The 24,227-nt window shown below is 66.2% G+C and carries 23 protein-coding genes; 16 read left to right on the top strand and 7 right to left on the bottom strand.

From position 1 onward, the window contains the following. Positions 1-107: 107 nt before the first annotated feature. Positions 108-836 (bottom strand): FadR/GntR family transcriptional regulator, encoded by a 729-nt coding sequence (locus ACFWAY_RS39490; RefSeq protein ID WP_378514383.1) that lies wholly within the window; start codon positions 834-836, stop codon positions 108-110. A 228-nt stretch (positions 837-1,064) separates the two neighbouring features. Here ACFWAY_RS39490 and ACFWAY_RS39485 point away from each other — a divergent pair, with 228 nt between their 5' ends. The 7 genes from ACFWAY_RS39485 to ACFWAY_RS39455 all read left to right on the top strand — a co-directional run bounded on the left by ACFWAY_RS39485 (position 1,065) and on the right by ACFWAY_RS39455 (position 8,156). Beyond that, positions 1,065-2,519 (top strand): class I adenylate-forming enzyme family protein, encoded by a 1,455-nt coding sequence (locus ACFWAY_RS39485; RefSeq protein WP_378514382.1) that lies wholly within the window; start codon positions 1,065-1,067, stop codon positions 2,517-2,519. Between the two features lie 38 nt (positions 2,520-2,557). Next, positions 2,558-3,613: an isocitrate/isopropylmalate family dehydrogenase gene (locus tag ACFWAY_RS39480; RefSeq protein ID WP_378514381.1), complete on the top strand. Its 1,056-nt coding sequence runs from the start codon at positions 2,558-2,560 to the stop codon at positions 3,611-3,613. Between the two features lie 103 nt (positions 3,614-3,716). Next, entirely contained in the window at positions 3,717-4,853 is a 1,137-nt protein-coding gene (locus tag ACFWAY_RS39475) for an acyl-CoA dehydrogenase family protein (protein ID WP_378514380.1), read from the top strand. 29 nt (positions 4,854-4,882) lie between these two features. Continuing rightward, entirely contained in the window at positions 4,883-5,809 is a 927-nt protein-coding gene (locus ACFWAY_RS39470) for an amidohydrolase family protein (protein WP_378514379.1), read from the top strand. A 97-nt stretch (positions 5,810-5,906) separates the two neighbouring features. After that, complete coding sequence (locus ACFWAY_RS39465) at positions 5,907-6,710, top strand: NAD(P)H-dependent oxidoreductase (protein WP_378514378.1); 804 nt, start codon at positions 5,907-5,909, stop codon at positions 6,708-6,710. Between the two features lie 8 nt (positions 6,711-6,718). Then, on the top strand, positions 6,719-7,165 hold the full coding sequence (locus ACFWAY_RS39460; protein ID WP_378514377.1) for a VOC family protein: 447 nt from the start codon (positions 6,719-6,721) through the stop codon (positions 7,163-7,165). After that, on the top strand, positions 7,152-8,156 hold the full coding sequence (locus ACFWAY_RS39455) for a DMT family transporter (protein WP_378514376.1): 1,005 nt from the start codon (positions 7,152-7,154) through the stop codon (positions 8,154-8,156). The genes ACFWAY_RS39460 and ACFWAY_RS39455 overlap by 14 nt, the downstream gene beginning before the upstream one ends. A 16-nt stretch (positions 8,157-8,172) precedes the next feature. Here the strand turns inward: ACFWAY_RS39455 and proC are convergent, their stop codons facing one another. The 3 genes from proC to ACFWAY_RS39440 all read right to left on the bottom strand — a co-directional run bounded on the left by proC (position 8,173) and on the right by ACFWAY_RS39440 (position 10,702). Continuing rightward, the gene (gene proC / locus ACFWAY_RS39450) at positions 8,173-9,012 is read right to left on the bottom strand and encodes a pyrroline-5-carboxylate reductase (protein ID WP_378514375.1); all 840 of its coding nucleotides are present in this window, start codon (positions 9,010-9,012) and stop codon (positions 8,173-8,175) included. A 68-nt stretch (positions 9,013-9,080) separates the two neighbouring features. Beyond that, on the bottom strand, positions 9,081-9,983 hold the full coding sequence (locus ACFWAY_RS39445) for an NAD(P)-binding domain-containing protein (RefSeq protein ID WP_378514374.1): 903 nt from the start codon (positions 9,981-9,983) through the stop codon (positions 9,081-9,083). Between the two features lie 266 nt (positions 9,984-10,249). Then, positions 10,250-10,702, bottom strand: a complete 453-nt coding sequence (locus tag ACFWAY_RS39440; protein ID WP_378514373.1) for an Lrp/AsnC family transcriptional regulator — start codon at positions 10,700-10,702, stop codon at positions 10,250-10,252. Between the two features lie 135 nt (positions 10,703-10,837). Between ACFWAY_RS39440 and ACFWAY_RS39435 the strand changes: the two genes are divergently transcribed. Further along, positions 10,838-11,458 (top strand): LysE family translocator, encoded by a 621-nt coding sequence (locus ACFWAY_RS39435; protein WP_378514372.1) that lies wholly within the window; start codon positions 10,838-10,840, stop codon positions 11,456-11,458. A gap of 21 nt (positions 11,459-11,479) precedes the next feature. Here ACFWAY_RS39435 and ACFWAY_RS39430 read toward each other — a convergent pair whose 3' ends face one another. From ACFWAY_RS39430 to ACFWAY_RS39420, 3 genes are read right to left on the bottom strand one after another with little or no spacing between them, the layout of a single operon-like run. Beyond that, the gene (locus ACFWAY_RS39430) at positions 11,480-12,472 is read right to left on the bottom strand and encodes an MBL fold metallo-hydrolase (protein ID WP_378514371.1); all 993 of its coding nucleotides are present in this window, start codon (positions 12,470-12,472) and stop codon (positions 11,480-11,482) included. Between the two features lie 5 nt (positions 12,473-12,477). Continuing rightward, positions 12,478-13,260 (bottom strand): enoyl-CoA hydratase/isomerase family protein, encoded by a 783-nt coding sequence (locus ACFWAY_RS39425; protein WP_378514370.1) that lies wholly within the window; start codon positions 13,258-13,260, stop codon positions 12,478-12,480. 55 nt (positions 13,261-13,315) lie between these two features. Further along, a complete protein-coding gene (locus ACFWAY_RS39420) occupies positions 13,316-14,932 on the bottom strand; it encodes an AMP-binding protein (RefSeq protein WP_378514369.1) in 1,617 nt (538 codons plus the stop codon). Positions 14,933-15,101: 169 nt separating this feature from the next. Between ACFWAY_RS39420 and ACFWAY_RS39415 the strand changes: the two genes are divergently transcribed. The 8 genes from ACFWAY_RS39415 to ACFWAY_RS39380 all read left to right on the top strand — a co-directional run bounded on the left by ACFWAY_RS39415 (position 15,102) and on the right by ACFWAY_RS39380 (position 24,152). Next, positions 15,102-15,956 (top strand): response regulator transcription factor, encoded by an 855-nt coding sequence (locus ACFWAY_RS39415; protein ID WP_378514385.1) that lies wholly within the window; start codon positions 15,102-15,104, stop codon positions 15,954-15,956. 247 nt (positions 15,957-16,203) lie between these two features. Next, a complete protein-coding gene (locus ACFWAY_RS39410) occupies positions 16,204-17,562 on the top strand; it encodes an MFS transporter (protein WP_378514384.1) in 1,359 nt (452 codons plus the stop codon). Positions 17,563-17,663: 101 nt separating this feature from the next. Next, on the top strand, positions 17,664-18,485 hold the full coding sequence (locus ACFWAY_RS39405; protein WP_378514368.1) for an amidohydrolase family protein: 822 nt from the start codon (positions 17,664-17,666) through the stop codon (positions 18,483-18,485). 22 nt (positions 18,486-18,507) lie between these two features. Continuing rightward, complete coding sequence (locus tag ACFWAY_RS39400) at positions 18,508-19,488, top strand: NAD(P)H-dependent flavin oxidoreductase (protein ID WP_378514367.1); 981 nt, start codon at positions 18,508-18,510, stop codon at positions 19,486-19,488. A gap of 194 nt (positions 19,489-19,682) precedes the next feature. Beyond that, the gene (locus ACFWAY_RS39395) at positions 19,683-20,537 is read left to right on the top strand and encodes a LuxR C-terminal-related transcriptional regulator (RefSeq protein WP_378456039.1); all 855 of its coding nucleotides are present in this window, start codon (positions 19,683-19,685) and stop codon (positions 20,535-20,537) included. Positions 20,538-20,869: 332 nt separating this feature from the next. Continuing rightward, on the top strand, positions 20,870-22,495 hold the full coding sequence (locus ACFWAY_RS39390; RefSeq protein WP_378456040.1) for an AMP-binding protein: 1,626 nt from the start codon (positions 20,870-20,872) through the stop codon (positions 22,493-22,495). 76 nt (positions 22,496-22,571) lie between these two features. After that, positions 22,572-23,348: an enoyl-CoA hydratase/isomerase family protein gene (locus ACFWAY_RS39385; protein WP_378456041.1), complete on the top strand. Its 777-nt coding sequence runs from the start codon at positions 22,572-22,574 to the stop codon at positions 23,346-23,348. Between the two features lie 33 nt (positions 23,349-23,381). After that, on the top strand, positions 23,382-24,152 hold the full coding sequence (locus ACFWAY_RS39380; RefSeq protein WP_378514366.1) for an enoyl-CoA hydratase-related protein: 771 nt from the start codon (positions 23,382-23,384) through the stop codon (positions 24,150-24,152). Positions 24,153-24,227 lie beyond the last annotated feature (75 nt).

Genomic DNA, 24,227 nt, shown 5'->3' with positions numbered 1-24,227 from the left:
GCCACGAGTTCCACGGCGAGTGGAACTACACACTCCATCCCGCACCGGACGACACGCCCGAACCGAGCTAGATTAATTCATCACAAGCCCTAAGTTTGTTAACGGCGTTACGAGCGCCAGCGCCGCAGATGCCCTGCCATGGCCGCGCGGGCACCGTCACCGTCACGCGCAATGACTTTGGTGAGCAGCTCGATCACTTCGTCCCGCAGCAGCTCCGGACTCGACGCGCTCGGCTCGACCTGAGCGAAGCTACGGGCGAGGGCGTCGTGGATACCCGCCGAGATCGCCACGCGGACGGCATTGTGTGAAAGCCTCGGCAGCAGTTCGTGGACGGTGAGGTCGAGGGCGCGCACCCGGTCCCAGTCGGTTGAGCCGGGGGAGCCCAGTTCGCGCACCTCGTCGAGGATCTTCTGCAGGCCCGCCATCTCGTCGTCCGTGGCCCGCCGGGCCGCCAGCTCGGCGTTCTCCTGCTCGAAGTCGATGCGGTAGTCCGTGAGGTCCTCCTCGGACACGGACTCGAACGCGAGGAGCATCGCCAACGCCGAGCCCATCAGGCCCGGGTCCGGGGGGTTGAAGAAAGCGCCACCGCTGCCACCGAGTCGGATGGTGATCAGCCCATGCGCCTCGAGTGTGCGCAGAGACTCACGGACCGTGGTCCGGCTGACCTGTAGCAACCGGGCCAACTCTCGTTCGCTCGGAAGCTTCTCCCCCGGGGCCACCCCGCCGGTCAGCAGAATCTCGCGAAGCTTGGCGACCACGTCGTCCACTGACGTCGTGCGGACTGCGGGTGAGAGCAGCGACTCGAAGTCGGCGCCGAAAGGAGAGGCTGTGGACATGGCGTATGTGTATCACAGCGACGCCCGAGGTCATCAGCCCCGACGGGGCATGTCGACCGACGCGAGACATAAGTTTGACTTACCGCTGACGCTAGCTGAGGACCGTTCCCTTATCTGAATCCGTCGGCAACCATCGACTGTGCAACCAGCTCAAGGGAGCGACCTACCACCGCCCGCGGCCAGCCCGTTCGCGGACGACGCCCTGCCCTCCAGCCCGGAAGAGACGACATGAGCACCACGAACCTCGCCCAACTCCTTCTGCAGCGGTCATCGGATCGACCCGATCTCCGGGTGGGCACCGTCGACGACCAGATCCTTCTGCCCGACGCGGTCCGCATCGCCGCCGCAGGTGCGCAGGAGCTGCAGGAACTGGGCATTCGGCGTGATCAGCGACTGGCCATCGTCGCGAACAACTCCACCGAGTACATGCTGGTGTGGATGGCGTGTCTGCTCTCGGGCACCCCGGTGGCCCTGGTGAATCCCACGTATCCGCCGGAACTGCTCGCGCAGATGCTCGAGCGCCTGGATCCGGCCGCCGTGTTCACCGACCTCGACACTCTCCCCGCGACGTTGCGCACCTTCCCACTGTCGACGGTTCGGGAGTGGGCACCGGTCGACCCGCAGTCCAGCCCCGGTCTCGACGCTGCACCGTCAGACCTCGCCTCCTTCATGCACACCTCCGGAACCACCGGGCTGCCGAAGTTCTGCGCCCAGACCCACGAGTACTTCCTGCGGTTGGGTTCGGCGATGGCCGCCGCTCTCGACCTTCAGGCAGGCGATCGGATGCTCGCTCCGCTGCCACTGTTCCACATCAATCCGATGGGGTACGGCATCATCGGTGCCCTGTGCGCCGGTGCCGATGCCCTGACGGTCCGGAAGTTCTCGGCCAGCGGCTTCTGGCCGGCTGTCCGCGAGCACGGGGTGACCGCGCTGGCGCTGCACGCACCGCCCGTCGAGATCCTCAAGCGCGCCACGACGACCGCCGACTCCGGTGATCACAGCGTCCGCACCATGTTCTACGCCGACCGGGAATTCATGTCCCGCTTCGGCATTCCCGTCGCCGTATCAGGTTACGGCTCCACCGAGGCAGCCGGAGTGAGCCACCTGCACCGCTGGGCACTCGCCGACGAATCCGAGATCCCCTCCAACGCCAGTCGATTCGGCGGACAGACCCGCGCCGACGTCGAGGACCGCCTCGACGACGAGGGTCAGATCTACGTACGCGAGAGCGCGTCGAACACCCTGTTCGCCGGGTACTTCCGGGACGGCGCCGTCGACCCGAGCCGCGACGAGGACGGCTGGTTCGCCACCGGCGACCTCGGTCGACGCGACGACCGGGGTGGCCTCGTGTTCCTCGAGCGGGCGGCCGAAAGCATCCGTGTCAAAGGCGAGTTCGTGCCCATCCCGTACGTCGAAGAACGACTCGGCGCGATCGACGCTCTCACCGACCTCGCGTTGTGGAAGAAGCCCGGTGAGCTGGTCGACGACGACGTCGTCCTCTACGTGGTCGCCGACAGCGTGCCGCTCGAGTCCATCCGCGACGCCGTCGCCGATCTACCGGTGTTCATGCGTCCCGCGCACATTGCGCGTGTGGCGACGATTCCCCGCGATGCGGCCGCCGGCAAGGTTCAGCGCCGGCTTCTGCACGAGCAGCAGGTCCTGTCCTGGACCGCGATGTCCTGACGGCCCGCGATCCTCCCCTCGACGAAAGGACGCGTCCCATGACTGTCATCGCAGTACTACCCGGCGACGGGATCGGCAGCGAGATCCTCGACGGACCACTCGAGTTCCTCCGCCGACTCGCCGCCGCCGGAGCTCCGCTCACGCTGACCTACGGCACCGCCGGTTGGCAGGCGACCGGTTCGATCCTGCCGGAGGAGACCATCGAGGCGTGCCGCACCGCCGACGTCGTGCTCAGCGGGGCGGTCGGAACGCATCCCGGGGTCACCGCCGAGGAGTGCCCCAATCCGGAGGCGGCGCTGATTTCCCTCCGCAACCTGTTCGACCTGGGGGTCAGTGTCCGCACCGTGTGGGTTCCGCAGCTGAGCGAGGACGTCACCATCGTCCGCAACATCACCGGCGGCGCATACGCCGATCCCAGCCAGCGCGAGGAGAGCGACGGTGTCAGCGCCGCAGTCGACCAGCTCCGGCTCCTGCCCGCTCGTGTGAGCGAGGTATTGGAGATGGCGGCCGGGTTCACCGTAGATGCTCCCGGACGCCGGTACATCAGTGTCGACAAGGCCAGCGTCTTCGCGACCTCGCGGCTGTGGCGTGCCACTGCCAAACAGGTCGCCGACCGGACCGGGGTTGCGTTGGATCACGTCAACGTCGATCGCGCAGCCTACGAACTGGTCAGTTATCCGCAGCTGCCCGCTGTGATCGCCACGGAGGGCATTTTCGGCGATATTCTCTCCGATATCGTCTGCGCCCGGGCCGGCTCCCCCGCTCTGTGTGGATCGGCCACGATCAACCCCGACCGGAACTTCGGGTCGGGCATCACCGCAATGTTCGAGCCGGCACACGGATCCTCACCACACCGGACCGGCACCCGCCGCTCCAACCCGACGGGCGCCTGGCTCGCGCTGGCAGCACTGCTCGACTGGTGCCCCGACCTGCGGCTCCTGGGCCAGGCAACCAGGATCCGTTCCGCGCTCGAGGTGGTCCACCGGTCGGGTGTGCGCACCTACGACCTCGCCACACCCGAGCAGGAACTCGTCGACATGGATGGCTACAACGCCCGGATTCTCGACGAACTACAAGCCCTCCAGCCTGCCTGAGGCATCGGGGTGCGGGGGCCACCCCGATGAACCGTCCCGGCCGTCCATCCGACAACAACCCTGACTCATTACCCATACCGAGATCACGAGCAAAGGCCGAACCATGAGCTTCTGGAGATACCTGGTCGACGAGAAGATCGCCGCCCCCGCACGCCAATTCAGCGACGACGTGGTCAAACCTGTCGCCGACGAAATCGACCACCAGGATGTCTATCCGGTGGACCTGGTCGAGCAGACCGCGAAGCTGGGGTGGAACGCCATGACCCTGCCGACCGGGTACGGCGGCCAGGGCGAGTCGATGGAGAACGTCCTCGGGGTCTTCGAGGAACTCGGAGCCGGGTCGGCGAGCCTGGGAGTCTCGCTGATCACCATCCTGCAGAGCAGCAAGATCATCGAACTCTACGGCCGCGACAGCCTCAAGGAACGCGTCCTGCCGCGGTACGCGCAAGGCCTGCGCGCCTCCTACGCGCTGACCGAGCGCGGGCACGGCAGCGACATCCGCACCCTCGACACCAAAGCCTGCGGCAACGAACGCGACGGGTGGGTTCTGACCGGGGAGAAGGCATTCATCACGTCCGGATCGCGGGCCGAGTTCTTCGTCGTGCTCGCCGAGACCCCGTTCGGGGTCTCCACATTCGCGGTCGATCGCGACGCCCCCGGTGTCAGCACCCGGCAGACCCGGGAAGCGCAGACCTTCGGGCTGCGCAACGGCCCGCACGTCAATCTCGTCCTCGACGACGTCGAGATCCCCGGGGACGCCCTGATCGGCGAGGAAGGCAACGGGCTGCGGCAGGCACTGGTCACCCTATCGAACAGTCGCACCCTCGCGGCGGGCATTTCCCTGGGCATCGCCCGCGCCGCGTTCGACGACGCGTTCGCGTACGTGCGCACCCGGCCCGCGTTCGACGGCAACGTGATCGACTTTCAAGGCATCCAATGGTATTTCGCCCAGGCCGCCGCGGAGATCGATGCCGCTCGACTCGTCACCTACCAGGCGGCCCGCGACCTCGACTCCGGCGGGGACTACCAGCGGTCCTCGTCCGCCGCGAAACTCCTCGCCGCCGAACTGGCCACGAAGGTGGCGAGCATGGCCGTGCAGGTCTGCGGGGCGACCGGCACCCAGGAAACCTCACCGTTCGGACGCTACTTCCGCGACGCCAAGGCCTACGAGGTGGCCGGAGGATCGTCCGAGGTCCTGAAGAACACCATCGCCAAGACCCTGATCAAGTCGGCCCGCTGACCGAACGCCGAGAGCGAGGATAGACACCCATGGATTTCGGATCGGACAAAGTCGACCAGGTGTGCCCGGCGCCAGACCCGGCCCCGCACGCGCCGCGACGGTTCGCCCTGCCCGCAGGCGCGGTGGATACCCACGCGCACGTCGTGGGGCACTCCTTCGTCCCCGAGCGCAGCTACACCCCGCCACCGGCGTCGGCCGGACAGTACCTGTCGATGCTCGACGCCGTGGGAACCACCTACGGGGTGCTGGTGCAGATCAGCGTGCACGGCACGGACAACACGGTCATGCTCGAAGCCGTCGAAGGGGCCCGTGACCGGCTGCGTGCGGTCGCCGTGGTCGCGCCCGACGTCGACGATCGCACGCTCGCCCATTTGCAGGACTCGGGCGTCGTGGGGTTGCGGCTCAACACCCTGTCGGGCGGCGGCATCGGCCTCGACCAGCTCGCCCGGTACGACGCCATCTGCGCGGAGATGGGCTGGCACCTGCAGTTCCTCACCAACACCCGGCATCTCGCCGCCGCAGCTGCGGACCTGCGCACGCTGACCGTGCCCTACGTGGTCGATCACATGGGCGACTTCGACGTCGCAGCCGGTGTCGACGCACCCGAATGGACACAGTTTCTGAAACTGATGGCAGACGGCGCGTGGACCAAGCTGTCCGGGGCGTTCCGGATGGCGCGAACGGCCGACTATTCCGACACGATTCCGTTCGCGCAGAGCCTGATCGAGGCCGCACCCGACCGCTGCGTGTGGGGTTCGGACTGGCCGCACGTCGGGTTCTGGGGACAGATGCCCAACGTCGGAGACCTCCTGGATCTGCTGCCCGCTTGGGCACCGGACCCCGCGACCCGCGAAGCGATCCTCACCACCAACGCCCAGCGGCTGTACGGATTCACCTATCTGCAGACACCGGTGGCGGGCGTGACCCCCGAGATCCGGCAGAGCCCGAACGAGTAACCGGGCGGGGGCAAGCGGTCCTCGCTTGACCTCCCTCCACCACCATGAGATCGTTGGTCCGACCATCGACCACCGCTATCCCGTCGAGAGGCAACCGATGAACGTCCTAGTAGTCTTCGCGCACCCCGAGCCCCGCTCGTTCTGCGGTGCGCTCGGGGACACCGCGATGCGGACGCTGACCGACCTCGGTCATGAGGTGACGGTGTCCGACCTCTACGCCATGAAGTGGAACGCCGAGTTGGACAGCCAGGACTTCACCGGCGACCGGGCCGACGACGACTACCTGGATCTTTCCCGCGAGCAGGAGCATGCCTTCGCCACGCAGACGCAGGCGTTCGACATCGAGCAGGAACAGTTGAAGGTGGCCGAGGCCGATCTGATCCTCTTCCACTTCCCGGTGTGGTGGTTCTCGATGCCGGCGATACTCAAGGGATGGGTGGACCGGGTGTTCGCTCGCGGTTTCGCCTACTCGGCCGGCCGCAAGTACGGGACGGGCCACTTCCGCGGCAAGAAGGCGATGGTGTGCCTGACCACCGGCACCGCCTCGACGCTGTACGAGCCGAACGGCATCGACGGCGACCTGCTCCACGTGCTGTGGCCCATCCACAACGGGATCCTCGCCTACACCGGATTCACGGTGCTGCCGCCGTTCGCGGCCTGGATGCCCGGCAAAGTAAGCGCCGGCGAACGGCAGGGCTACCTGGACGGGTACGCCCGCCACCTGACGACCATCGAGGACACGGAACCGTTGTTCTTCCACCCCTGGGGGGACTACGACGAGACTCAGCGGCTCAAGCCCGGCGTCGAGGCCCGCTCCGGCATCCAGTGGAACCCTCACGCCGACCAGACATTCGAGCAGGCCGCACACGAATACGACCAGCGTGCCGCGGCAGAGAGGTGACCGACACCATGACCAATGATTTCCACACCCTCCACCACGTGTGCGTGGTCGTGACGGACATGGACCGGGCCGTGGCCTACTACGAGTCCCTCGGAATCGGCCCCTGGCAACCCTTTCCGTCGCTCGAGGCGTTCCGCCCGAATCTGCAGGCCCCCGACGTCGACGACTTCATGAAGCTCGAGTACCGGTACGCCGACCTCGGCAACGTGCAACTACAGCTGTGCTGCCCGCCCGAGGGCAACACGTTGCAGCGCCGGTTCCTCGATGAACACGGCGAAGGTGTTTTCCACCTGGGGTTCTCGGTGCCCGATCTCGACGCCGCCGAGGCCCGGGTCACCGCCGCCGGACCGTCCCCGAAGTTGCGGGGCCGGCTGCCCAGTGGCGCCGGATTCACCTACTTCGATACCGACACCGCGGGCGCGGGCGTCACCTTGCAAGTCCGTGCTGCTCGCTAACCGCCGAGACCAACAACCCCGGCATCTCCCTCCCACCCTCCAACTCGGCCTCGGGGCGGCCGCTCTCGCCGGCTCGGGGATCTTCATCGCCCTCGCCTCCGTGTCGACCGCCACGACGATTCTGGTTCGCTACCTCATCGCGGTCCCGATTCTCGCGGCCCTCGCCTGGCATGAATACCGCAAGCACGGCCCGCTGTCACGACGGGTGCTGACCGTGCAAGTGGTCGCCGGTGTCCTGTTGGGTGTGGACATGGCGATGTGGGCGCAATCGGTCGCCCTCGTCGGGGCCGGTGTCTCCAGCGTCCTGGTCAACATCCAGGTGGTCGTCGCTCCCCTGCTGGGACTGTGCATCACGGGCAAACGGCCGTCGAAGGCCTATGTTGTCGCGGTCCCGTTCCTGCTGTCCGGGGTGGCGCTCACCAGTGGTATCGCACAGCCCACGGCCGACCTGCACACGATCGTGTACGGATCCGTGCTGGCCCTGGTCGCTGGGATCTGTTACGGGGCCTACGTCTTCGCGATCGGCGCCTGGTGCCCACCGAATCGCGCTTCCTCGCAGGTATTTTGCTCGTCCGTCGTCGCGTGGGCCACCGGCACAGTGCTCGCCCTCGTATGGGACCCGGTCGATCTGTCTCCCGGATGGGCCGCAGTGGGCTGGCTCGCCGCACTCGCGATCGTCGGACAGGTCGCCGGCTGGATCCTCGTCGGCGTCTCCCTGCCGCGCCTCACCCCGGGGGTGGGAGCAAGCATCCTGATGCTCCAACCGGTTCTCGCCGTCGTCTTGGGCGTCGTGGTCCTCGGCGAGCGCCTCTCCCCGACCCAGATCATCGGTGTCGTTATGGTCACCCTCGCCATTCGGGTGGTTGCGATGCCGCCACGGAGAGTGAAACGTCCGGTCCGCGGCGACGACCCCGAAGTGATCCCACACGGCGACTCGGCCCGCAGCGCGCCGGACCCCGAGTTCCGCACTGTGGACCGGATGCGCTCGTAGCGGACTGCACGCCAGCTCAGTGCTGGTCGGCGGACGCCGGAGCCAGGGGTGGGCGCACGATGCCGGACAATTCCAGGGAACGGTCGCGTGCCGCGGTCAATGCTCCTCGGAACGTTTGCCGAATGTCGGATTGTTCGAAGACCTCCAACGCCGCTGCCGTTGTCCCCGCCGGCGATGTCACAGCCGCCCGCAGTTGGACCGGGTCGGCGTCACCGAGCATCGCCGACGAGCCGGCCAGGGTTCCGGTCACCAACCTGTCCGCCGTTGCCCGGTCCAGTCCCAGCTTCATCGCCGCGTCGATCATCATCTCCGCGACGAGGAACACGTACGCAGGGCCCGAACCGGAAACTGCAGTGACGGCGTCGAGTTGGTCCTCGGGAACACGCAATACCTCACCGACAGATTCCAACACGGACTCGACCAGCCGCAGATCGTGCTCGGTTGCCGCGCCGCCAGGCGCGATCGCAGTGACCGCCGCGCCCACCGTCATCGGGGTGTTCGGCATCGCGCGTACCACCGGCACCATAGAGGGAAGAAATTGCTCGATTCTCTTGGTGGCCACCCCTGCCACCACCGACAGCACGACCGGACGGAGAGTCGGTTCGTGCAGCGCCACTCCGAGGTCGGGCAACACGTCCTCGATCTGCTGCGGCTTCACCGCCACGACCAGGACGTCACATTCCTTGGGAAGATTTCGCAGGTCGGCCACTCGTACCCCGTGCCGGTGCGCGACATCGAATGTCCGTTCCATACTGCGGCCGACGACGGTGATCGATTCAGCGGACGTCCCCGCTCGACACAGGCCTGCTACGAGTGCCTCGCCGATCCGGCCGACACCAATGACGGTAACTTTCACGCACGAAGTTTCCCACGACATATTCTGTCCCACTATGCGTCTCGGGTACCGCCTGCGGAGAAGTCCGCTTAACGGTGCGGTGAACACCCTAGCGGTTCAGTCTCGGATGCCCGAGCTGAGTTCAACAGCCATGCGATGGTCGAAGCCACGTCACCGTCGGCGAGTTCTCCAGGGCCCTTGTCCTTCAATGCCGCTGAGGTAAGAGCGAATCGCGCCTCGGTACCGGTCAGAACCACCGACGGGCAACCCATCTCCGCAAGTTGGGCACGGGCCCGCTCCACCTCGTGCATCCGACGCTCGGCGTGCTGAACATGGCTGGTGATCAGCATCTCCAAGAAGGGAACGAACCCAATGGTGTCGACATCGGTCAGCACGTCGTAGAGATTGCTGCGAAGACCCTGCTGCTCGGCGGCCATGAAACACTCGACCACAAGTGATTCGAGGCCCTTGGTCAGGATCGTACGCAGAAGCTTGATTGCGGCGGCGTCACCCGCCCGGCCGCCGGCCATCGTCTGCACTGGCGCCCCGAACACTGCGAACTCGGCGAGTACTTCGCCAGCCTTCGGGCCCGCAGCCAGCAACGCGGTGCGCGACCCGGTCAGTGTCACCGATCCCATGATCACGGCATCGACATACTCGATACCGTGCGCTGCGAGCGCGGCCGAGCACTCGCGCTTGTCGTCCGGCGAAGCAGTCGTCAGATCGACCACCACGGCGTGACCGGGCAGCTTTCCGATCAGAGACGCGGTGATGGACTTCACCAGGTCGCCGGACACACAGATCCACACCCGGTCCACGTCGCTGACGGCCTCGTCCAGCGAGAGATGGAGCACCGCCCGGGTCTGATCGGCGACTGCGGTCGTCGCTGCCGACGGACGAGGGTCCACGAGCACGAGTTCGTAGCCGGCGGCCGCACAGGCCAGGGCATACGCACGCCCAACTTCCCCACACCCGACAATTGCAACCTTCACGACGCTTCCTACTTTCGTTAGCCTTGAGTTGCTTCGAGGATGGCACGATCAGTGCCCGATTCGGCAGACGATTTATCTTTCGTCGGCGCACGACAATGCTTATCGGTTGGCCGATTCCAAGTTCTCGAACAAGGCCGCGCGGGGTTTGAGAGTCGCCTCGGCGGGACATCATCGACCAGCAACAGGCATGCGGATTACGTACTGCTACCGACGGCCCCTCGAAGCGCGATGTAAATCAGCCCGCGCCCACTGAGCGCTCCGAGCCCTCACAGGGGCAGGGGCCGGTTGTCGGCCACGCTCTTCATGACGAGGGTGGAGCTGAGGCGCTGGACGCCGGGGAGGGTGGCGAGGCTTTCGTCGTAGAGCGTCTGGAAGCCGGGGAGGTCGCGGGTGATGACCCGCAGGAGGTAGTCGGGGTCGCCGAAGAGTCGTTGTGCCTGCAGGACATGGGGAATGGCATCTACGGCCTGTTCGAATGCCTCGATGGTGTCGCGGTCGGCGGCGCGCATGGTGACGAAGACGAGCGCCTCGAATGTGAGTCCCAGCGCGCGGGCGTCGAGCTGGGCGCGGTAACCGGTGATCGCGCCGGAGCTCTCCAGTGCGCGTAGCCGGCGGTGGCAGGGCGAGATGCTGAGCCGGACCCGATCGGCGAGTTCGGTGAGGGTGAGGCGACCATCCTGCTGGAGTTCGGCAAGAATTTTCCGATCTACTGTGTCCATGTGGAAGATTTTCCCCCAAACGTGCGGTGTTCAGGGAATCTTTGGCAACACTTTCTGCCCCATTCTTTCTAATCTTTCTTATCGGAACCGCCGGGCGTTCTGGTGTTCCGAGAGTGTGAAGGATGAGTGAGAGTCATGGCGATCGGTACCGTTGCTGCGTTCTGGGCGGTGTCTTTTCTGTTCGTGCTGACGCCGGGCGCGGATTGGGCGTACGCGATCGCGGCGGGGTTGCGGCATCGCAGCGTGGTGCCGGCGGTGGGTGGTCTGTTGTCGGGGCACCTGGTGATGACCGCGGTGGTGGCTGCCGGCGTCGCCGCGCTGGTTTCCCGCTCGCCGTTGATGCTGACCGTGTTGACGGCGAGCGGGGCGGCGTACCTGGTGTGGCTGGGGATCACGATGCTCGCAAAACCTTCGGGGCCGCCGCAGGCCGGTCCGGAGCAGGCACCGGAATCGTGGGTGCGGCAGGCCGTCAAGGGCCTGGGGATCAGCGGGCTGAACCCGAAGGTGTTTCTGCTGTTTCTGGCGCTGCTGCCGCAGTTCACCGACTCGGGTGCGCGGTGGTCGCTCGCCCTGCAGATTGTGCTGTTGGGTCTGGTACACACGGCCAGCTGCGCCGTGGTGTACACGGGTGTGGGGACGGGGGCGCGGGTGGTGCTGCGGGCACGACCCGCCGCGGCACGGATGGTGACCTGGGTGTCGGGTGCGGCGATGATCGTGATCGGTGTGGTGCTGCTGTTCGAGCGGGTGGCCGGATAGGACTCGGCGACAGCGGTATGTTCACAAGCGTTGTGGGCCTGCCGATGCCGGCCACGCCCGGGGGAACGGAGCCCGCAGCGCTTCCGGCAAGACCGGGGTGAATTTGGCGGCCGCTTGTAGTCGGTTGTCCCGAAGCACGGCGGCGCCGCTGCGGACCATCGTTTCGACCAGTTCGGCGGCGAGCGCCTCGGGGGTGAGGCGCAGCAACCGAGCGGCGTCGGTCAACCACGCGCGCGCGTGCAGATAGGGCTCCACTTCGTCCACGAGGACTCCACCTCGAATCATCAACGCGAAAGCGAAGATTCGCCGGATGCCGTACCACACCGCGCCGTCCGGGTCGTCGACGAGACGCCGGCCGCGACGCAGTGCGCTGGCGAACGCGGCTGTGGGATCGGCGGGAATCGGCCCGTGGGCGGGCAGCAGCACCCGCGGCTCGAGGTCTGCCAGTCGTTGCAACGAGGCGACGTTGGTAGCCGCAGCGCCGGGTCCGTCGAGGGCACTGTTGACCCAGCCGACGTCGTAGTCCGACAACGCATCTCCGACCAACAGGAGTCGCTCCTCGGGCTGCCACAGCGCCAGGTGGCCAGGGGTGTGGCCCGGGGTGTGGACCACCTCCCAGTCGGCGTCGCCGAGCCGGAGCACCTGCCCGTCGTCGAGCGACTCGTCGACGGTATAGGGAGCGACCGGCTGGTCGAGGTACTCCGCGAGACAGCAGCCCGGGTCCCGTCGGGCGATGGCGTCGGCGTCCGGGGCGCTGGCCGCGATGCCGGCGCCCCTCGCCTGCAGGAGTGCGTTGCCGCCGACGTGGTCGGCGTGCCAGTGGGTGTTCACGACCCGGGCGAGGTGATCGCTGTGCGCGCATACCCAGTCGGCTGTCTGCTGCGCATGACCGACGAAGCCGCTGTCGACGAGCGCCGCTTCCCGCCCGTCGATCAGCAACAGGTTGGCATCGGGAAACGGTCTGCGCTGCCAGATCACCCAGTCCGGCAACCGCTCTGCGCCATTGGTGTCCACTCCGGTCACCAGTCGGCGGGGCGGCCCTTGAGTTGTTCCCAGTACCGGCGGTGGGCGCGCCGGGACGGCTCGCTCGTCATGCCGGCGGCCAGTTCCTTCCGGTCCAATGGGTCGGACAGGTCCGCGATGTCGCGCAGGGCGGGGGCCTGCAGAGCCTGCTTGGTGTAGGCGTAGTTGCCAATGCAGTCTTCGGGAGTCAGCTCGGCGAGGGCGACGGCCCGGTCGAGCAGCTCCTCCGCCGGCACCACCTCATGCAGAATCCCCATTTCATGTGCTTCCTGGACGGAGAGGATCTCCCCTTGCAGGCACGTTCGCGACGCCACCGGCTGCCCCCATGCGTAGGCGAGCATCCGCAGATACACCGCGGGCATCGGGATCCCGATGTTGACCTCGTTGATTCCGAACCGGGCGTCGCCGGCGGCGGCGACCGTGCGATCGCACACGGCGGCGGTGATGAGACCTCCGGCGAAGGCGTGCCCGTTCACCGCGGCCACCGTCGGTCGTGGGTAGGTGAACAACCGGATATTTGTTGCCCGGTAGTCCTGGAACCACGATGCGACCTGCGCCTCGTCGCCAGCGAAGAGCCGAAAATGCTCGGCCAGGTCTAGTCCGGCGGAGAATCGGGTTCCGGTGCCGGTCAGCACCACCGGCGACTGCGGATGGTCGCGCTCGAGTCGATCGAACGCATCATGCAGGTCGGCGAAGAATGCGCGGTTCTGCGCGTTGACCGGGTTGGTGTTCATCGTGACGACCGCAACGCGACCGCGTCGTTCGATTGTCCAGCTCATCATGTCCTCCGTTTAGCTTGTCGTGAATGTTGTTCGAGTATGGGCGTGTTCGGGCCTACAGCCCGAGGATCTGGAGAGCCTGTTCGCGCATGTCGACCTTGCGGACCTTCCCGCTGACGGTCATCGGGAACTCGTCGATGCAGTGCACGTAGCGCGGGATCTTGTAGTGCGTGAGTCGGCCCGTGCAGAACTCCCGGAGGTTGTCGGCGTCGATCTGCTCGGCGCCCTCGCGTAGTCGCAGCCACACCATCAGCTCTTCGCCGTACTTGTCGTCGGGTACGCCGATCACCTGGGCGTCCAGGATGTCGGGATGGGTGTAGAGGAACTCCTCGATCTCCCGCGGGTAGATGTTCTCCCCGCCGCGGATCACCATGTCCTTGATCCGCCCGGTGATCGCGACGAACCCGTCCTCGTCCATGACCGCGAGGTCGCCGCTGTGGATCCAGCCATCCGCGTCGACGGTCTTGGCGGTCTTCTCGGGTTCGTTCCAGTAGCCGAGCATCACCGAGTAACCGCGGACACACAGCTCACCGGACTGTCCGGCGGGCATGGTCTCGCCGGTCGTCGGGTCGACGACCTTGACCTCCACGTGCGGGTGGGCCCGCCCGACAGTGGACACCCGCCGGTCCAGGGAGTCGTCCACCCAAGTCTGGGTGGAGGCCGGGGACGTCTCGGTCATCCCGTACGCGATTGCCACTTCCGGTGCCCACGCCGTGACCTGCTTCATGATCTCCACCGGGCACGGTGAGCCTGCCATGGCTCCGGTGCGGACCGACGACAGGTCGTATGTGCTGAAGTCGGGGACGTTGAGCATGCTGATGAACATCGTCGGAACCCCGTATACCGAGGTGCACTGCTCCTGCGCGCACGCAGTCAGCACGGCGACCGGGTCGAAGGCCGGCGACGGAATGACGACACAGGCGCCGTGCGTGCTGGCCCCGAGGTTGCCCATCACCATGCCGAAGCAGTGGTAGAACGGCACCGGCACGCAGATCCGGTCGAGTTCGGTGTACCCGAGCAACTCGCCGACGAAGAACCCGTTGTTGAGGATGTTGCGATGCGAGAGGGTGACGCCCTTCGGCGACCCGGTGGTTCCGGAGGTGTACTGGATGTTGATCGGATCGTCCGGGGAGAGGCGGCGCTGCACCGCGGCCAGCCGATCCGGCGCCAACCGGCTACCCCGGTCCAGCAGACCCGCCCACTCGTCACTGCCGAAGAACACCACTCGCTCCAAACCCGAAGCTCGGGGCGACACTTCGGCGACCATCGCCGCATAGTCCGAGGCCTTGAACGACGGCAGCGTGAAGACCACCCGGATTCCGGATTGGCCCAGCACGTATTCGAGTTCATGGGTGCGGTATGCGGGGTTGAGGTTGACCAGGATGGCGCCCACCTTCGCCGCGGCGTGCTGCACGATCACCCATTCCGCGCAGTTCGGTGCCCAGATCCCGATCCGATCACCGGGAGCGATTCCGTCGTCGAGCAGGGCCGAGGCCAGCGCATCCACGTCCGCGCGCAGTGTGGTGTACGTCCATCGGCGTCCGCTGGGAACGTCGACCACCGCCTCGCGCTCGGGAAACCTCGAGACGGTCCGGTCGAAGTTGTCGCCGATCGTCATCTCGAGCAACGGCCGCTCGGTCGGACCGACGGTATGACTCAGCCTGGTGTTCATGTGTGCTCCTCCATTCTCTGAGAGAAATGTGACCCGGGAAACGAACGAGCGGGACCCCCGAAGGTAGGTCCGGGGGCCTTGTACCCCCCTTGTGGGGTACGACGTTGCCACGGTGTGACGGCACTCACTAGCCTCGTCATCAGATGCTTATTTGGAGGCGGACGTGACCATGTCTTTCGACACCGATACGCCGATCGAACGGCGCATCCTCGCGCGCTCGCTGGAGACTCTCCGCAAGCACGCCGGTTTGGACATGGTGTTCGGTGGGCCGGTGCATCACGGGGCAGCGGCGATGGAGATCACCGACCTGACCGGGGTCCGCACTCGCTCGGCGGTGAACCTGGTGGTCCGCAACGGTGAAGGGCTCGGCGGCAAAGCATTGATGCTCGCCCGCCCGGTCTCGGTGGCCGACTATTTCTCGGCGCAAGGCATCACGCACGTCTATGACCATGCCGTGCGACCGGAGGCCATCGAGACCCTGGCTGCGCTTCCGATCATCGTCGACCGCGTACCCCGGATCCTGATCTACCTGGCGGCCCGCACCCATGTTCGCCTGGGTGACCGCTGGTTCGACAGTTTCACCCCGTTGGTCCGTCGGCTCGAACGCGACATCGCGGTCGAGGACGAAGTGCGGCGGCGGCTGAGCCTGATGCGTACCGCTACCGAGGCCGACCGGGCAGTGCTCAGCCGTGCCGACCTGTACGACATCGCTCAGGAACTGACGGACCTGGCCGGCCAGATCGAGGACGAGACCCTGCGCGCCCGGGTCGAGGCGGTTGGGAACCGGTTTGCGCCCGTGCTGGGGTCGGCCGGATCGCAGGAACCGCCCACCCTGCTCCGGCCCCGCGAGATCGACGTGCTCGAACACGTCGCACGAGGTCTGAGCAACCGTGAGGTCGCGGAGGCCCTCGGTCTGCTACCCAATACGGTCAAGTCCTACCTCAAGAGCGCCATGCGCAAACTGCACGCGACCAACCGCGTGCAGGCGATCCTCGCCGCCCGCGAGCGCGGACTCATCCGCTGATTCCTCCCGCCTGCAACGTCGCACGCACCGAGGACCCTCCCCCAGGCCTGTCTGCGCACACCGCCGCCGGTCGAATCGTTGACCGCGGCAGACCCTGGTATGCCCGACGCCTACCCACGAAAGGGGCTACCCGGCAACACAACCCACTTTGGGGGGTGTGGCACCCGATGTAACGGCGCTCACACTGCTCGTCGTACCTCAGCTCCTCCGCCAGCGGGCGGACGGGCCCACCGAGCAGGAGATCACGATGTCCCGAACCGTCGACCCGGTGAAAAACCCACCGACCACCCCGATGCGTCGCGTCGCCATAGCCAGCTGCACCGGCACCACCATCGAGTTCTACGACTTCTTCATCTACGGCACCGCGGCAGCATTGGTCTTCCCGAAGGTCTTCTTCCCCGCCCTCGGTACGGCAGCCGGCACCGTCGCATCCTTCGCCACCTTCGCCGTCGCGTTCGTCGCCCGGCCCCTCGGCGCCGCGATCTTCGGTCATTTCGGTGATCGGATCGGCCGCAAGAAGACACTGGTCAGCACACTGCTGCTCATGGGGATCAGTACCGTGCTCATCGGACTGCTCCCCGGTGCCGCCACCATCGGCGTGGCCGCACCGCTCGCGCTGATCGCACTGCGGATCGCGCAAGGCCTCGCCGTCGGCGGTGAATGGGCAGGGGCAACCCTGCTGGCCACCGAATACGCCCCCACCGGCAAACGAGGCCTGTACGCGGTGTTCCCACAACTGGGGCCCTCGCTGGCCTTCGCTCTGTCCAACGGCACCTTCCTGGCGGTCAACCTCTTCGTCGGCGAAACCTCGCAGGCGTTCCTCGACTACGGCTGGCGGATCCCGTTCATCGCCAGCGCCCTGCTCGTGCTCATCGGCCTCTATGTCCGGCTGAAGGTGGAGGAGACCCCGATGTTCGCCCGGCAAGCCACCCAGACCCGACGTGCAAGCGCAGGCCCGCTCCTCGGAGTCTTCAAGAACCAGCCCCGTGAGCTGCTCCTCGCCGCCGGATCTCTGGCGATGATGTTCGCGTTCTTCTACATCGGCACCGCCTACCTCACCTCGTACGGCACCGCCACCCTCGGCCTGAGCCGCACCACCGTGCTCTCCCTCGGCCTGATCGCCGCCGTCGTCTTCTGTGCGGCGATCATCCTGTCCGCCATCTACTCCGACCGAATCGGCCGCCGCAAGATGGTGCTCGCCTCCTGCATCGTGGCCATCCCCGGAGGGCTGGTGCTCTTCCCCCTCCTCGACACCGGCTCCCCAGCGGCGTTCCTCGCCGGCCTGGCCCTCGCCCTGGTCATCATGGGCGTCTCCTACGGGCCCGCGGGGGCACTGCTTCCGGAGATGTTCGACACCGAATACCGCTACACCGGCGCCGGCATGGCCTACGCCATCGCCGGAGTCATCGGCGGCGGCACGGCACCCATGCTTGCCGCGGAACTGACCTCTCGATACGGCAGCACCGCGGTCGGGTGGATGCTCGCCGGCTTCGGCCTTCTCAGCTTCGCGTGTGCCCTCGCACTGCCCGAAACCCGGCACCGCGTCATGGAAGAGACCGGGACCGACGACAGCCGGGCGTCCCACCCCGTTTCCGAGACCGCCTGACCCGACGGGCCCTGCGCCCGTCGTCGGGACCGCGGCACAGCCGCGCACAGCCGGCGGCGGGCGCGTTGGACCGTTGCCTTCGCAATCTGAGAGACGTAGTAATGACGAACACGATCGACGCCTGGATGCAGCACCCGACCCAGCGGTGGCTCGACATGCCCTTCCTGGACTCCCTGCGACGCTGGTCGAAGGGAATCATTCCCGAGGCCGAACCGCCGGTGTCGTGGACGCTCGAGCGCATGGACGAAGCCGGCGTCGAATTGGGCATGCTCAGTGCCTGGCACGCCCCAATGGGACCGCTGATCAGCAACGACGAGGTCGGGGACATCGTCAAACGCCACCCGGACCGCTTCGTCATGGTCGCCTCCGTCAGCCTCCGACAGCCGATGGATGCCGTCCGAGAACTTCGTCGAACTGTCGAGGAATACGGCGCCTGCGCACTGCGGATCCTGCCGTGGCTGTGGAATCTGCCGCCGGACGACCGCCGCTACTATCCGCTGTACGCGGCGTGCTGCGACCTCGACATCGCCTTCTGCACCCAGATCGGTCACACCGGCCCGCTGTGTCCCTCCGAACCCGGTCGCCCGATCCCGTACCTCGATCATGTGGCACTCGAGTTCCCCGAACTGCGAATCATCGCAGGTCATATCGGTGTGCCCTGGACCAATGAAGCCATTTCACTGGCCACGAAGTACCCGAACGTCTACATCGACACCTCCGCGTACAAGACCTCCCGCTATCCGGCGGAGATCGTCGACTACCTCCGCGGGCACGGCCGGCACAAGGTGCTGTTCGGTTCCAACCACCCCGCGTGGCCGGCACCCGACTGTCTGTCCGGGCTCGACGAACTCGGGCTCGATGACAACACCCGCACGGCGTTCTTGCGCGACAACGCAATCCGCGCATTCAATCTCCCGTACTGACCAACAACTGCCGAGGATGCACATGTTCACCAACGACTTCACCCAGACCTTCGGAATCGAGCACCCCATCGTGTGCGGCGGCATGACCGCCGTCGGCACCGCAGACTTGATCAGCGCCGTGGCCAACGCCGGGGCACTCGGATTCCTCACCGCCCTCACCCAACCCACCCCAGAAGCGCTGGTCAAGGAGATCGCCCGCTGCCGCGACCTCACTGACAAACCGTTCGGCGTCAACCTCACCATCCTGCCGACCATCCAGCCGGTCCCCTACGACGAATACCGCGACGCCATCATCGACAGCGGCATCACCATCGTCGAAACCGCCGGCGGCAACCCACAACCGCACCTGCCCGCATTCAAAGCGGCCGGCGTGAAGGTCATCCACAAGGCGGTCTCGGTCCGGCACGCCGTCAAGGCCGAACAACTCGGCGTCGACGCAATCAGCATCGACGGCTTCGAGTGCGCCGGGCACCCCGGTGAGGACGACGTCCCCGGGCTCGTGCTCATCCCCGCGGCGGCCCGGGCACTGACCATCCCGATCATCGCCAGCGGCGGAATCGCCACCGGCGCCGGACTTGTCGCCGCCCTCGCGCTCGGCGCATCCGCCGTCAACATGGGCACCCGATTCATGGCAACCACCGAGGCACCCATCCACGACAACGTCAAACAACAGATCGTCGACAACACCGAACGCGACACCGTCATCGTCTTCCGCGAGTTCCACAACTCCGCCCGCGTCGCCCGAAACTCGATCTCCGAAGAAATCGCCACCCTCTCCCGCCGACCGGATGCCACTTTCGACGACATCGCCCATCTCGCCAGCGGCGCCCGCGGCCGCGAGCAGGTGTACGGCAACGGCGACGTCGAAGGCGGGCTCTGGTGGGCCAGCCAAGCTCAAGGCCTGATCCACGAAATCGGCAGCTGCGAGGAAGTACTCGACTCGATACTCACCGAAGCCCAGCACATCATCACCCGTAAACTTCGCGACCAATTCACCGGCTGAACGAGCCTTCTCACGCGAGACTCAACCAGACAACGCGGCGGTGGTGCGGCCCGGTCGACATTTGTGCCGACCGCGTTGTCTGGTTTTCGCGGATGAAACCGCAGCGCGCCGGCCACATATGTGGCGCGTGTAACATGCTTGCTACGTAAAGCTCGCGAAAGGCAGGTGCCGCACCGGCGGCGCAGTGGGTTGACATGGGTAAAGCCGAATCATTGGATCGCCGAGTCGAGCGTCATTTGCAGGCTCGACTCGAACAACTCCGCCGTGCCAGCGGCCTGCCGGTTGTGCTCGCCGGTACCGCGACACCAAAGGCCGAGGGCAGGCGTCTGCGGATAACCACGCTCTCCGGCACCATCGGCCGGGCACTCCTCGGCCTGGAAGTCGCTGCGGGTCAGGGGATCGGCGGTATCGTCGTCTCCCGTGCAGCCCCCTGCCGGGTGGACAACTACGCCACCGCCAGGTCGATCACCCACGACTTCGACCACATCATCCTCGGCGAAGAGCACATCCACTCGATGTTCGCGATGCCGGTAGTCGTCGACGGTGCAGTGCGCTGCGTCTTCTATGGGGCAACCCGTGAGAGCCGACCGATCGGTGACATCGCCTTGAGCGCTGCCGGGCGCATCGCCGCATCGACGGCCCAAGACCTCGCGCGACTCACGGCGCTCGAAGAACTCCCCGGCGCCGAGCGACCCCGAAACCCGATACTGACGTCCGCCCGAATCGACCGCGCCGTCGACGAGCTCCTGGCAATCACCAGCACCGTGGCCGATCATGCCCTTCGTGAACGGCTCACCCGGATCATCGACGATCTCGGCGGAAACACCCGGGGCCCTGTCCAGCCCCGCCCCGATCAGGTGGCGATCACCCCTCGCGAACTCGACACCCTCCGGCTGGTCGAGCTCGGTGCGAGCAACGCCGTCATCGCCGAGGACCTGGGCCTGAGCCTGCAGACAGTCAAGGCCTACCTCAGCTCCGCGATGCGCAAGCTCAATGCATCCAATCGCACCTCCGCCGTCCACACGGCACGCGCATACGGCCTGCTCTGACCACCTTTCTGCGCCTGATTTGCCCTCATCCGGCCCGATCCGCATCACGGACACATGCCGTCCGTGAAGTACGTCACGAATACCTACTTTTGCGCGTAGTGGGCGCCCCTGACCTCGCCGTAGCGTTCCGGTAGCCCGTTCAGATCGGGGTACGACGCAACGAGGAGGGGGCCATGAGCAACACCGACGGCTGCCTCGCGACGCGTCGCCGCGGAACGGCTCCCGTGCCACACCGGGCGTCGCTACCGGCGCGCTGGTGACGGGACCGATCTCGTTTCGTGTTCAGAGCGCGGCGGTGTTGCGCCCCGTCGGAAGGAATCACCTTGCCCCACATGAGTTATGCCAGTGGATTCGCGGAAACGCCGCTGATCGGCTGGACCATCGGAGACCAGCTCGAACGCACCACCGAACGCTTCCCCGACCACGATGCGCTCGTCGATATGCCGACCGGGCGGCGGTGGACCTACCACGAGTTCGACGACGCGGTCACCGCTCTGGCGACAGGGCTTCTCGCACTAGGCATCGATAAGGGGGACCGGGTCGGAATCCTCGCCGTCAATGTCCCGGAGTGGGTGCTGGCCCAGTACGCGACCGCGAAGATCGGCGCGATTCTGGTGAACATCAACCCCGCGTATCGCACCCACGAACTCGCCTACGTGCTGCGCCACGCCGGCATCTCCATGCTGATCTCCGCGTCCGGATTCAAGAGTTCCGACTATGTCGCGATGATCGAACAGATCCGACCCGAGATTCCTGCCCTTCGCGAGGTGGTCATCCTCGGCTCGTCGGATTGGGACACGCTCGCCGAGACGATCCCTGACCGCGCAGCGGTTTCCGCGCGATCAGCCGAACTCGATCGCGACGACCCGATCAACATCCAGTACACCTCGGGAACCACCGGTTCACCGAAGGGCGCCACCCTCACCCATCACAACATCCTCAACAATGGCTTCTTTGTGACGGAGGTCCAGCAGTTCACCGAAGCCGATCGCATTTGTGTGCAGGTGCCCTTCTATCACTGCTTCGGCATGGTTCTGGCGAACATCGGTGCCATGACTCACGGTAGCTGCGTTGTCATTCCGTCTCCGTCGTTCGACCCCGCGGCATCGCTGGCCGCAATCGAGGCCGAACGCTGCACGGCCCTGTACGGCGTACCGACGATGTTCATCGGAATTCTCGAACACCCCGACTTCGCCAAGGCCGACCTGTCGAGTCTGCGCACCGGAGTCGTGTCAGGCTCCCCGTGTCCGCTCGAGTACATGAAGCGTCTGGTCGACGACATGCACCTGAAGGACATCACCATCGCGTACGGGATGACCGAGACCTCACCGATCTCCACCCACACTCGGATCGACGCCTCGATGGAACGACGAACCTCCACGGTGGGCACTCCGCTGCCGCACGTCGAGGTCAAGATCATCGATCCGGGGACCGGTCGGACGGTACCGCGCGGTACGACCGGCGAGCTCTGCACCCGCGGCTACCTGGTTATGAACGGCTATTGGAATGAACCGGAGAAGACCGCGGACGCGATGGATGCCCACGGCTGGATGCACAGCGGCGATCTCGCGACGATGGACGACGAGGACTACGTCAACATCGTCGGACGGTGCAAGGACATGGTCATCCGGGGCGGCGAGAACATCTATCCCCGAGAGATCGAGGAGTTCCTGTACATCCACCCCGACGTCGCCGACGTTCAGGTCATCGGCGTGCCGGACCCGAAATACGGTGAGGAACTCTGTGCCTGGATCCGGATGCGGCCGGGCACCACCGCGCTGACCGCGCAGACTCTTCGTGAGTTCTGCGCCGGCAAGATCGCCCACTACAAGATCCCTCGTTACGTCCGGGTCGCGGACGAGTTCCCGATGACGGCCAGCGGCAAGATCCGGAAGGTCGCCCTGCGCGAGCAGAGCGTGCGTGAACTCGACCTCGACGATACCGCTGCTACCGCGTGACCCGCCCGCCGGATCCCCCATCGCCGACCGTATTCATTTGGAGCTCAACAGATCCTCTGCACTGAAGGGAGTTCTCATGACCATCGATATCGACCGCAAGGGCCATGTCGCCGTCATCACCATCAACCGACCCGAGGCGCGTAACGCGCTCGACCCCGAGCACAACGACGCGCTCGGCGCCGCGGTGGCTGATTTCGAAGCCGACGACGACCTGTACGTCGCGGTGCTCACCGGAGCCGGAGACGTGTCCTTCTCGGCGGGCGCCGATCTGAAAACCCTGTTGCCCGCGTATCGATCCCGGGTACTCGCGGGCGAGAAGGCACCGTGGAACTTCGGCGGCTTCACGACCGTCGACCGGAGCAAACCCATCATCGCGGCGCTCAACGGACATGCCCTAGCAGGCGGCTGCGAGATGGCTCTGGCCTGCGACATCCGACTTGCCGCTCCCAACGCGTCGATCGGGCTCGCGGAAACACGGTGGGCAATCATCCCCGGATCCGGCGGAACCGTACGCCTTCCGCGCACGATCCCCGTCGGTGCAGCGATGGAGATGATCCTCACCGGGGACCCCGTCGACGCTGCCGAAGCCCACCGACTGGGCCTGGTGAACCGGGTCGTTCCTCTCGAGCGGTTGGTGCCCGAAGCGGTGCAACTGGCGCAGCGCATCGCCGCCCGCGGGCCCCTCGCGGTCCGTGCCGCCCGCGCATCCGTCCTGGAAAGTTTCGGGGTACCCGAGCAGGAAGCGTTACGGAACGAGTTCGAGCACTTCCTTCGCGTCATGGATACCGACGACGCCGGAGAGGGGTATGCCGCCTTCACCGCGAAGCGGGAACCGACGTACCACGGCCGGTAACGGCACCTCGACAACCAACCAAGGAGTAATGCAATGACAGTCACGGAAGATAACGACGGCGCCGTCACCGTCCTGACCATCAACAGGCCGGAGGCGCACAACGCGGTGAACATGGCGACGGCCGCCGCGTTGGCGGCCGCCATCGAGCGATTCAAGCACAACGACCAGTCCAGCGTGCTGGTCCTCACCGGCGGTGGGTCGAAATCTTTCTGCGCCGGAGCAGATTTGAAGGACATCCCCGGACTGCTCACCAACGAGGAGTTCTGCGACGCGGTGGGGCCGATGGGCTTCGCGAAGCTCGACCCGGGCAAGGTCACCATCGCCGCGATCAACGGATACTGCTTCGCCGGTGGCCTCGAACTCGCGGCCTGGTGCGATTTCAGGATCGCGGACGAGCATTCGGAGTTCGGGGCCCTGAACCGCCGGTGGGGTGTTCCCTTCTTCGACGGCGGAACCCTGCGTCTGCCGCGGATCGTGGGTCTGAGCAACGCTTTGTGGATGATGGAATCCGGTGTTCGGTTCGACGCGCAGCGGGCACGTGAGATCGGATTCGTTCAGGACGTCGTACCGGCCGGTGAGGCCTTGCCTCGGACGATCGCGCTCGCACAGCACATCGCCGGCTATCCGCAGGAAAGCCTGCGGGCGGATCGCCAGTCCATCCTCGCTTCCGGCGGATATCGGACCGAGGAAGGGCTCGCCCTCGAAGACGACTACCGGCGGGCATCGCTCGACAACCCGGAAGTGCTGCAGCGACTCGAAGCCTTTGCCAGAGGCGAACGCCCGGAGTCACCGCGGCCGGCGTGAGCCCCAACTCGATTCGCAACCGAACGCTGCGGGTTGCCCCGGCAACCGCAGACCAGAGAACACCGCACTCGGTGA

The organism is Rhodococcus sp. NPDC059968 (assembly GCF_042738615.1).
Lineage (GTDB): Bacteria > Actinomycetota > Actinomycetes > Mycobacteriales > Mycobacteriaceae > Rhodococcus_F.
The sequence above is the reverse complement of the archived record's forward strand: the minus strand, read 5'-3'. Positions and strand labels throughout refer to the sequence as shown.

Bases quoted from the DNA above. Each gene is read 5' to 3' on its own strand.
- ACFWAY_RS39490 (WP_378514383.1), bottom strand. From the start codon at position 836: ATGTCCACAGCCTCTCCTTTCGGCGCCGACTTCGAGTCGCTGCTCTCA.
- ACFWAY_RS39485 (WP_378514382.1), top strand. From the start codon at position 1,065: ATGAGCACCACGAACCTCGCCCAACTCCTTCTGCAGCGGTCATCGGAT.
- ACFWAY_RS39480 (WP_378514381.1), top strand. From the start codon at position 2,558: ATGACTGTCATCGCAGTACTACCCGGCGACGGGATCGGCAGCGAGATC.
- ACFWAY_RS39475 (WP_378514380.1), top strand. From the start codon at position 3,717: ATGAGCTTCTGGAGATACCTGGTCGACGAGAAGATCGCCGCCCCCGCA.
- ACFWAY_RS39470 (WP_378514379.1), top strand. From the start codon at position 4,883: ATGGATTTCGGATCGGACAAAGTCGACCAGGTGTGCCCGGCGCCAGAC.
- ACFWAY_RS39465 (WP_378514378.1), top strand. From the start codon at position 5,907: ATGAACGTCCTAGTAGTCTTCGCGCACCCCGAGCCCCGCTCGTTCTGC.
- ACFWAY_RS39460 (WP_378514377.1), top strand. From the start codon at position 6,719: ATGACCAATGATTTCCACACCCTCCACCACGTGTGCGTGGTCGTGACG.
- ACFWAY_RS39440 (WP_378514373.1), bottom strand. From the start codon at position 10,702: ATGGACACAGTAGATCGGAAAATTCTTGCCGAACTCCAGCAGGATGGT.
- ACFWAY_RS39435 (WP_378514372.1), top strand. From the start codon at position 10,838: ATGGCGATCGGTACCGTTGCTGCGTTCTGGGCGGTGTCTTTTCTGTTC.
- ACFWAY_RS39425 (WP_378514370.1), bottom strand. From the start codon at position 13,260: ATGAGCTGGACAATCGAACGACGCGGTCGCGTTGCGGTCGTCACGATG.
- ACFWAY_RS39420 (WP_378514369.1), bottom strand. From the start codon at position 14,932: ATGAACACCAGGCTGAGTCATACCGTCGGTCCGACCGAGCGGCCGTTG.
- ACFWAY_RS39415 (WP_378514385.1), top strand. From the start codon at position 15,102: ATGTCTTTCGACACCGATACGCCGATCGAACGGCGCATCCTCGCGCGC.
- ACFWAY_RS39410 (WP_378514384.1), top strand. From the start codon at position 16,204: ATGTCCCGAACCGTCGACCCGGTGAAAAACCCACCGACCACCCCGATG.
- ACFWAY_RS39405 (WP_378514368.1), top strand. From the start codon at position 17,664: ATGACGAACACGATCGACGCCTGGATGCAGCACCCGACCCAGCGGTGG.
- ACFWAY_RS39400 (WP_378514367.1), top strand. From the start codon at position 18,508: ATGTTCACCAACGACTTCACCCAGACCTTCGGAATCGAGCACCCCATC.
- ACFWAY_RS39395 (WP_378456039.1), top strand. From the start codon at position 19,683: ATGGGTAAAGCCGAATCATTGGATCGCCGAGTCGAGCGTCATTTGCAG.
- ACFWAY_RS39390 (WP_378456040.1), top strand. From the start codon at position 20,870: ATGAGTTATGCCAGTGGATTCGCGGAAACGCCGCTGATCGGCTGGACC.
- ACFWAY_RS39385 (WP_378456041.1), top strand. From the start codon at position 22,572: ATGACCATCGATATCGACCGCAAGGGCCATGTCGCCGTCATCACCATC.
- ACFWAY_RS39380 (WP_378514366.1), top strand. From the start codon at position 23,382: ATGACAGTCACGGAAGATAACGACGGCGCCGTCACCGTCCTGACCATC.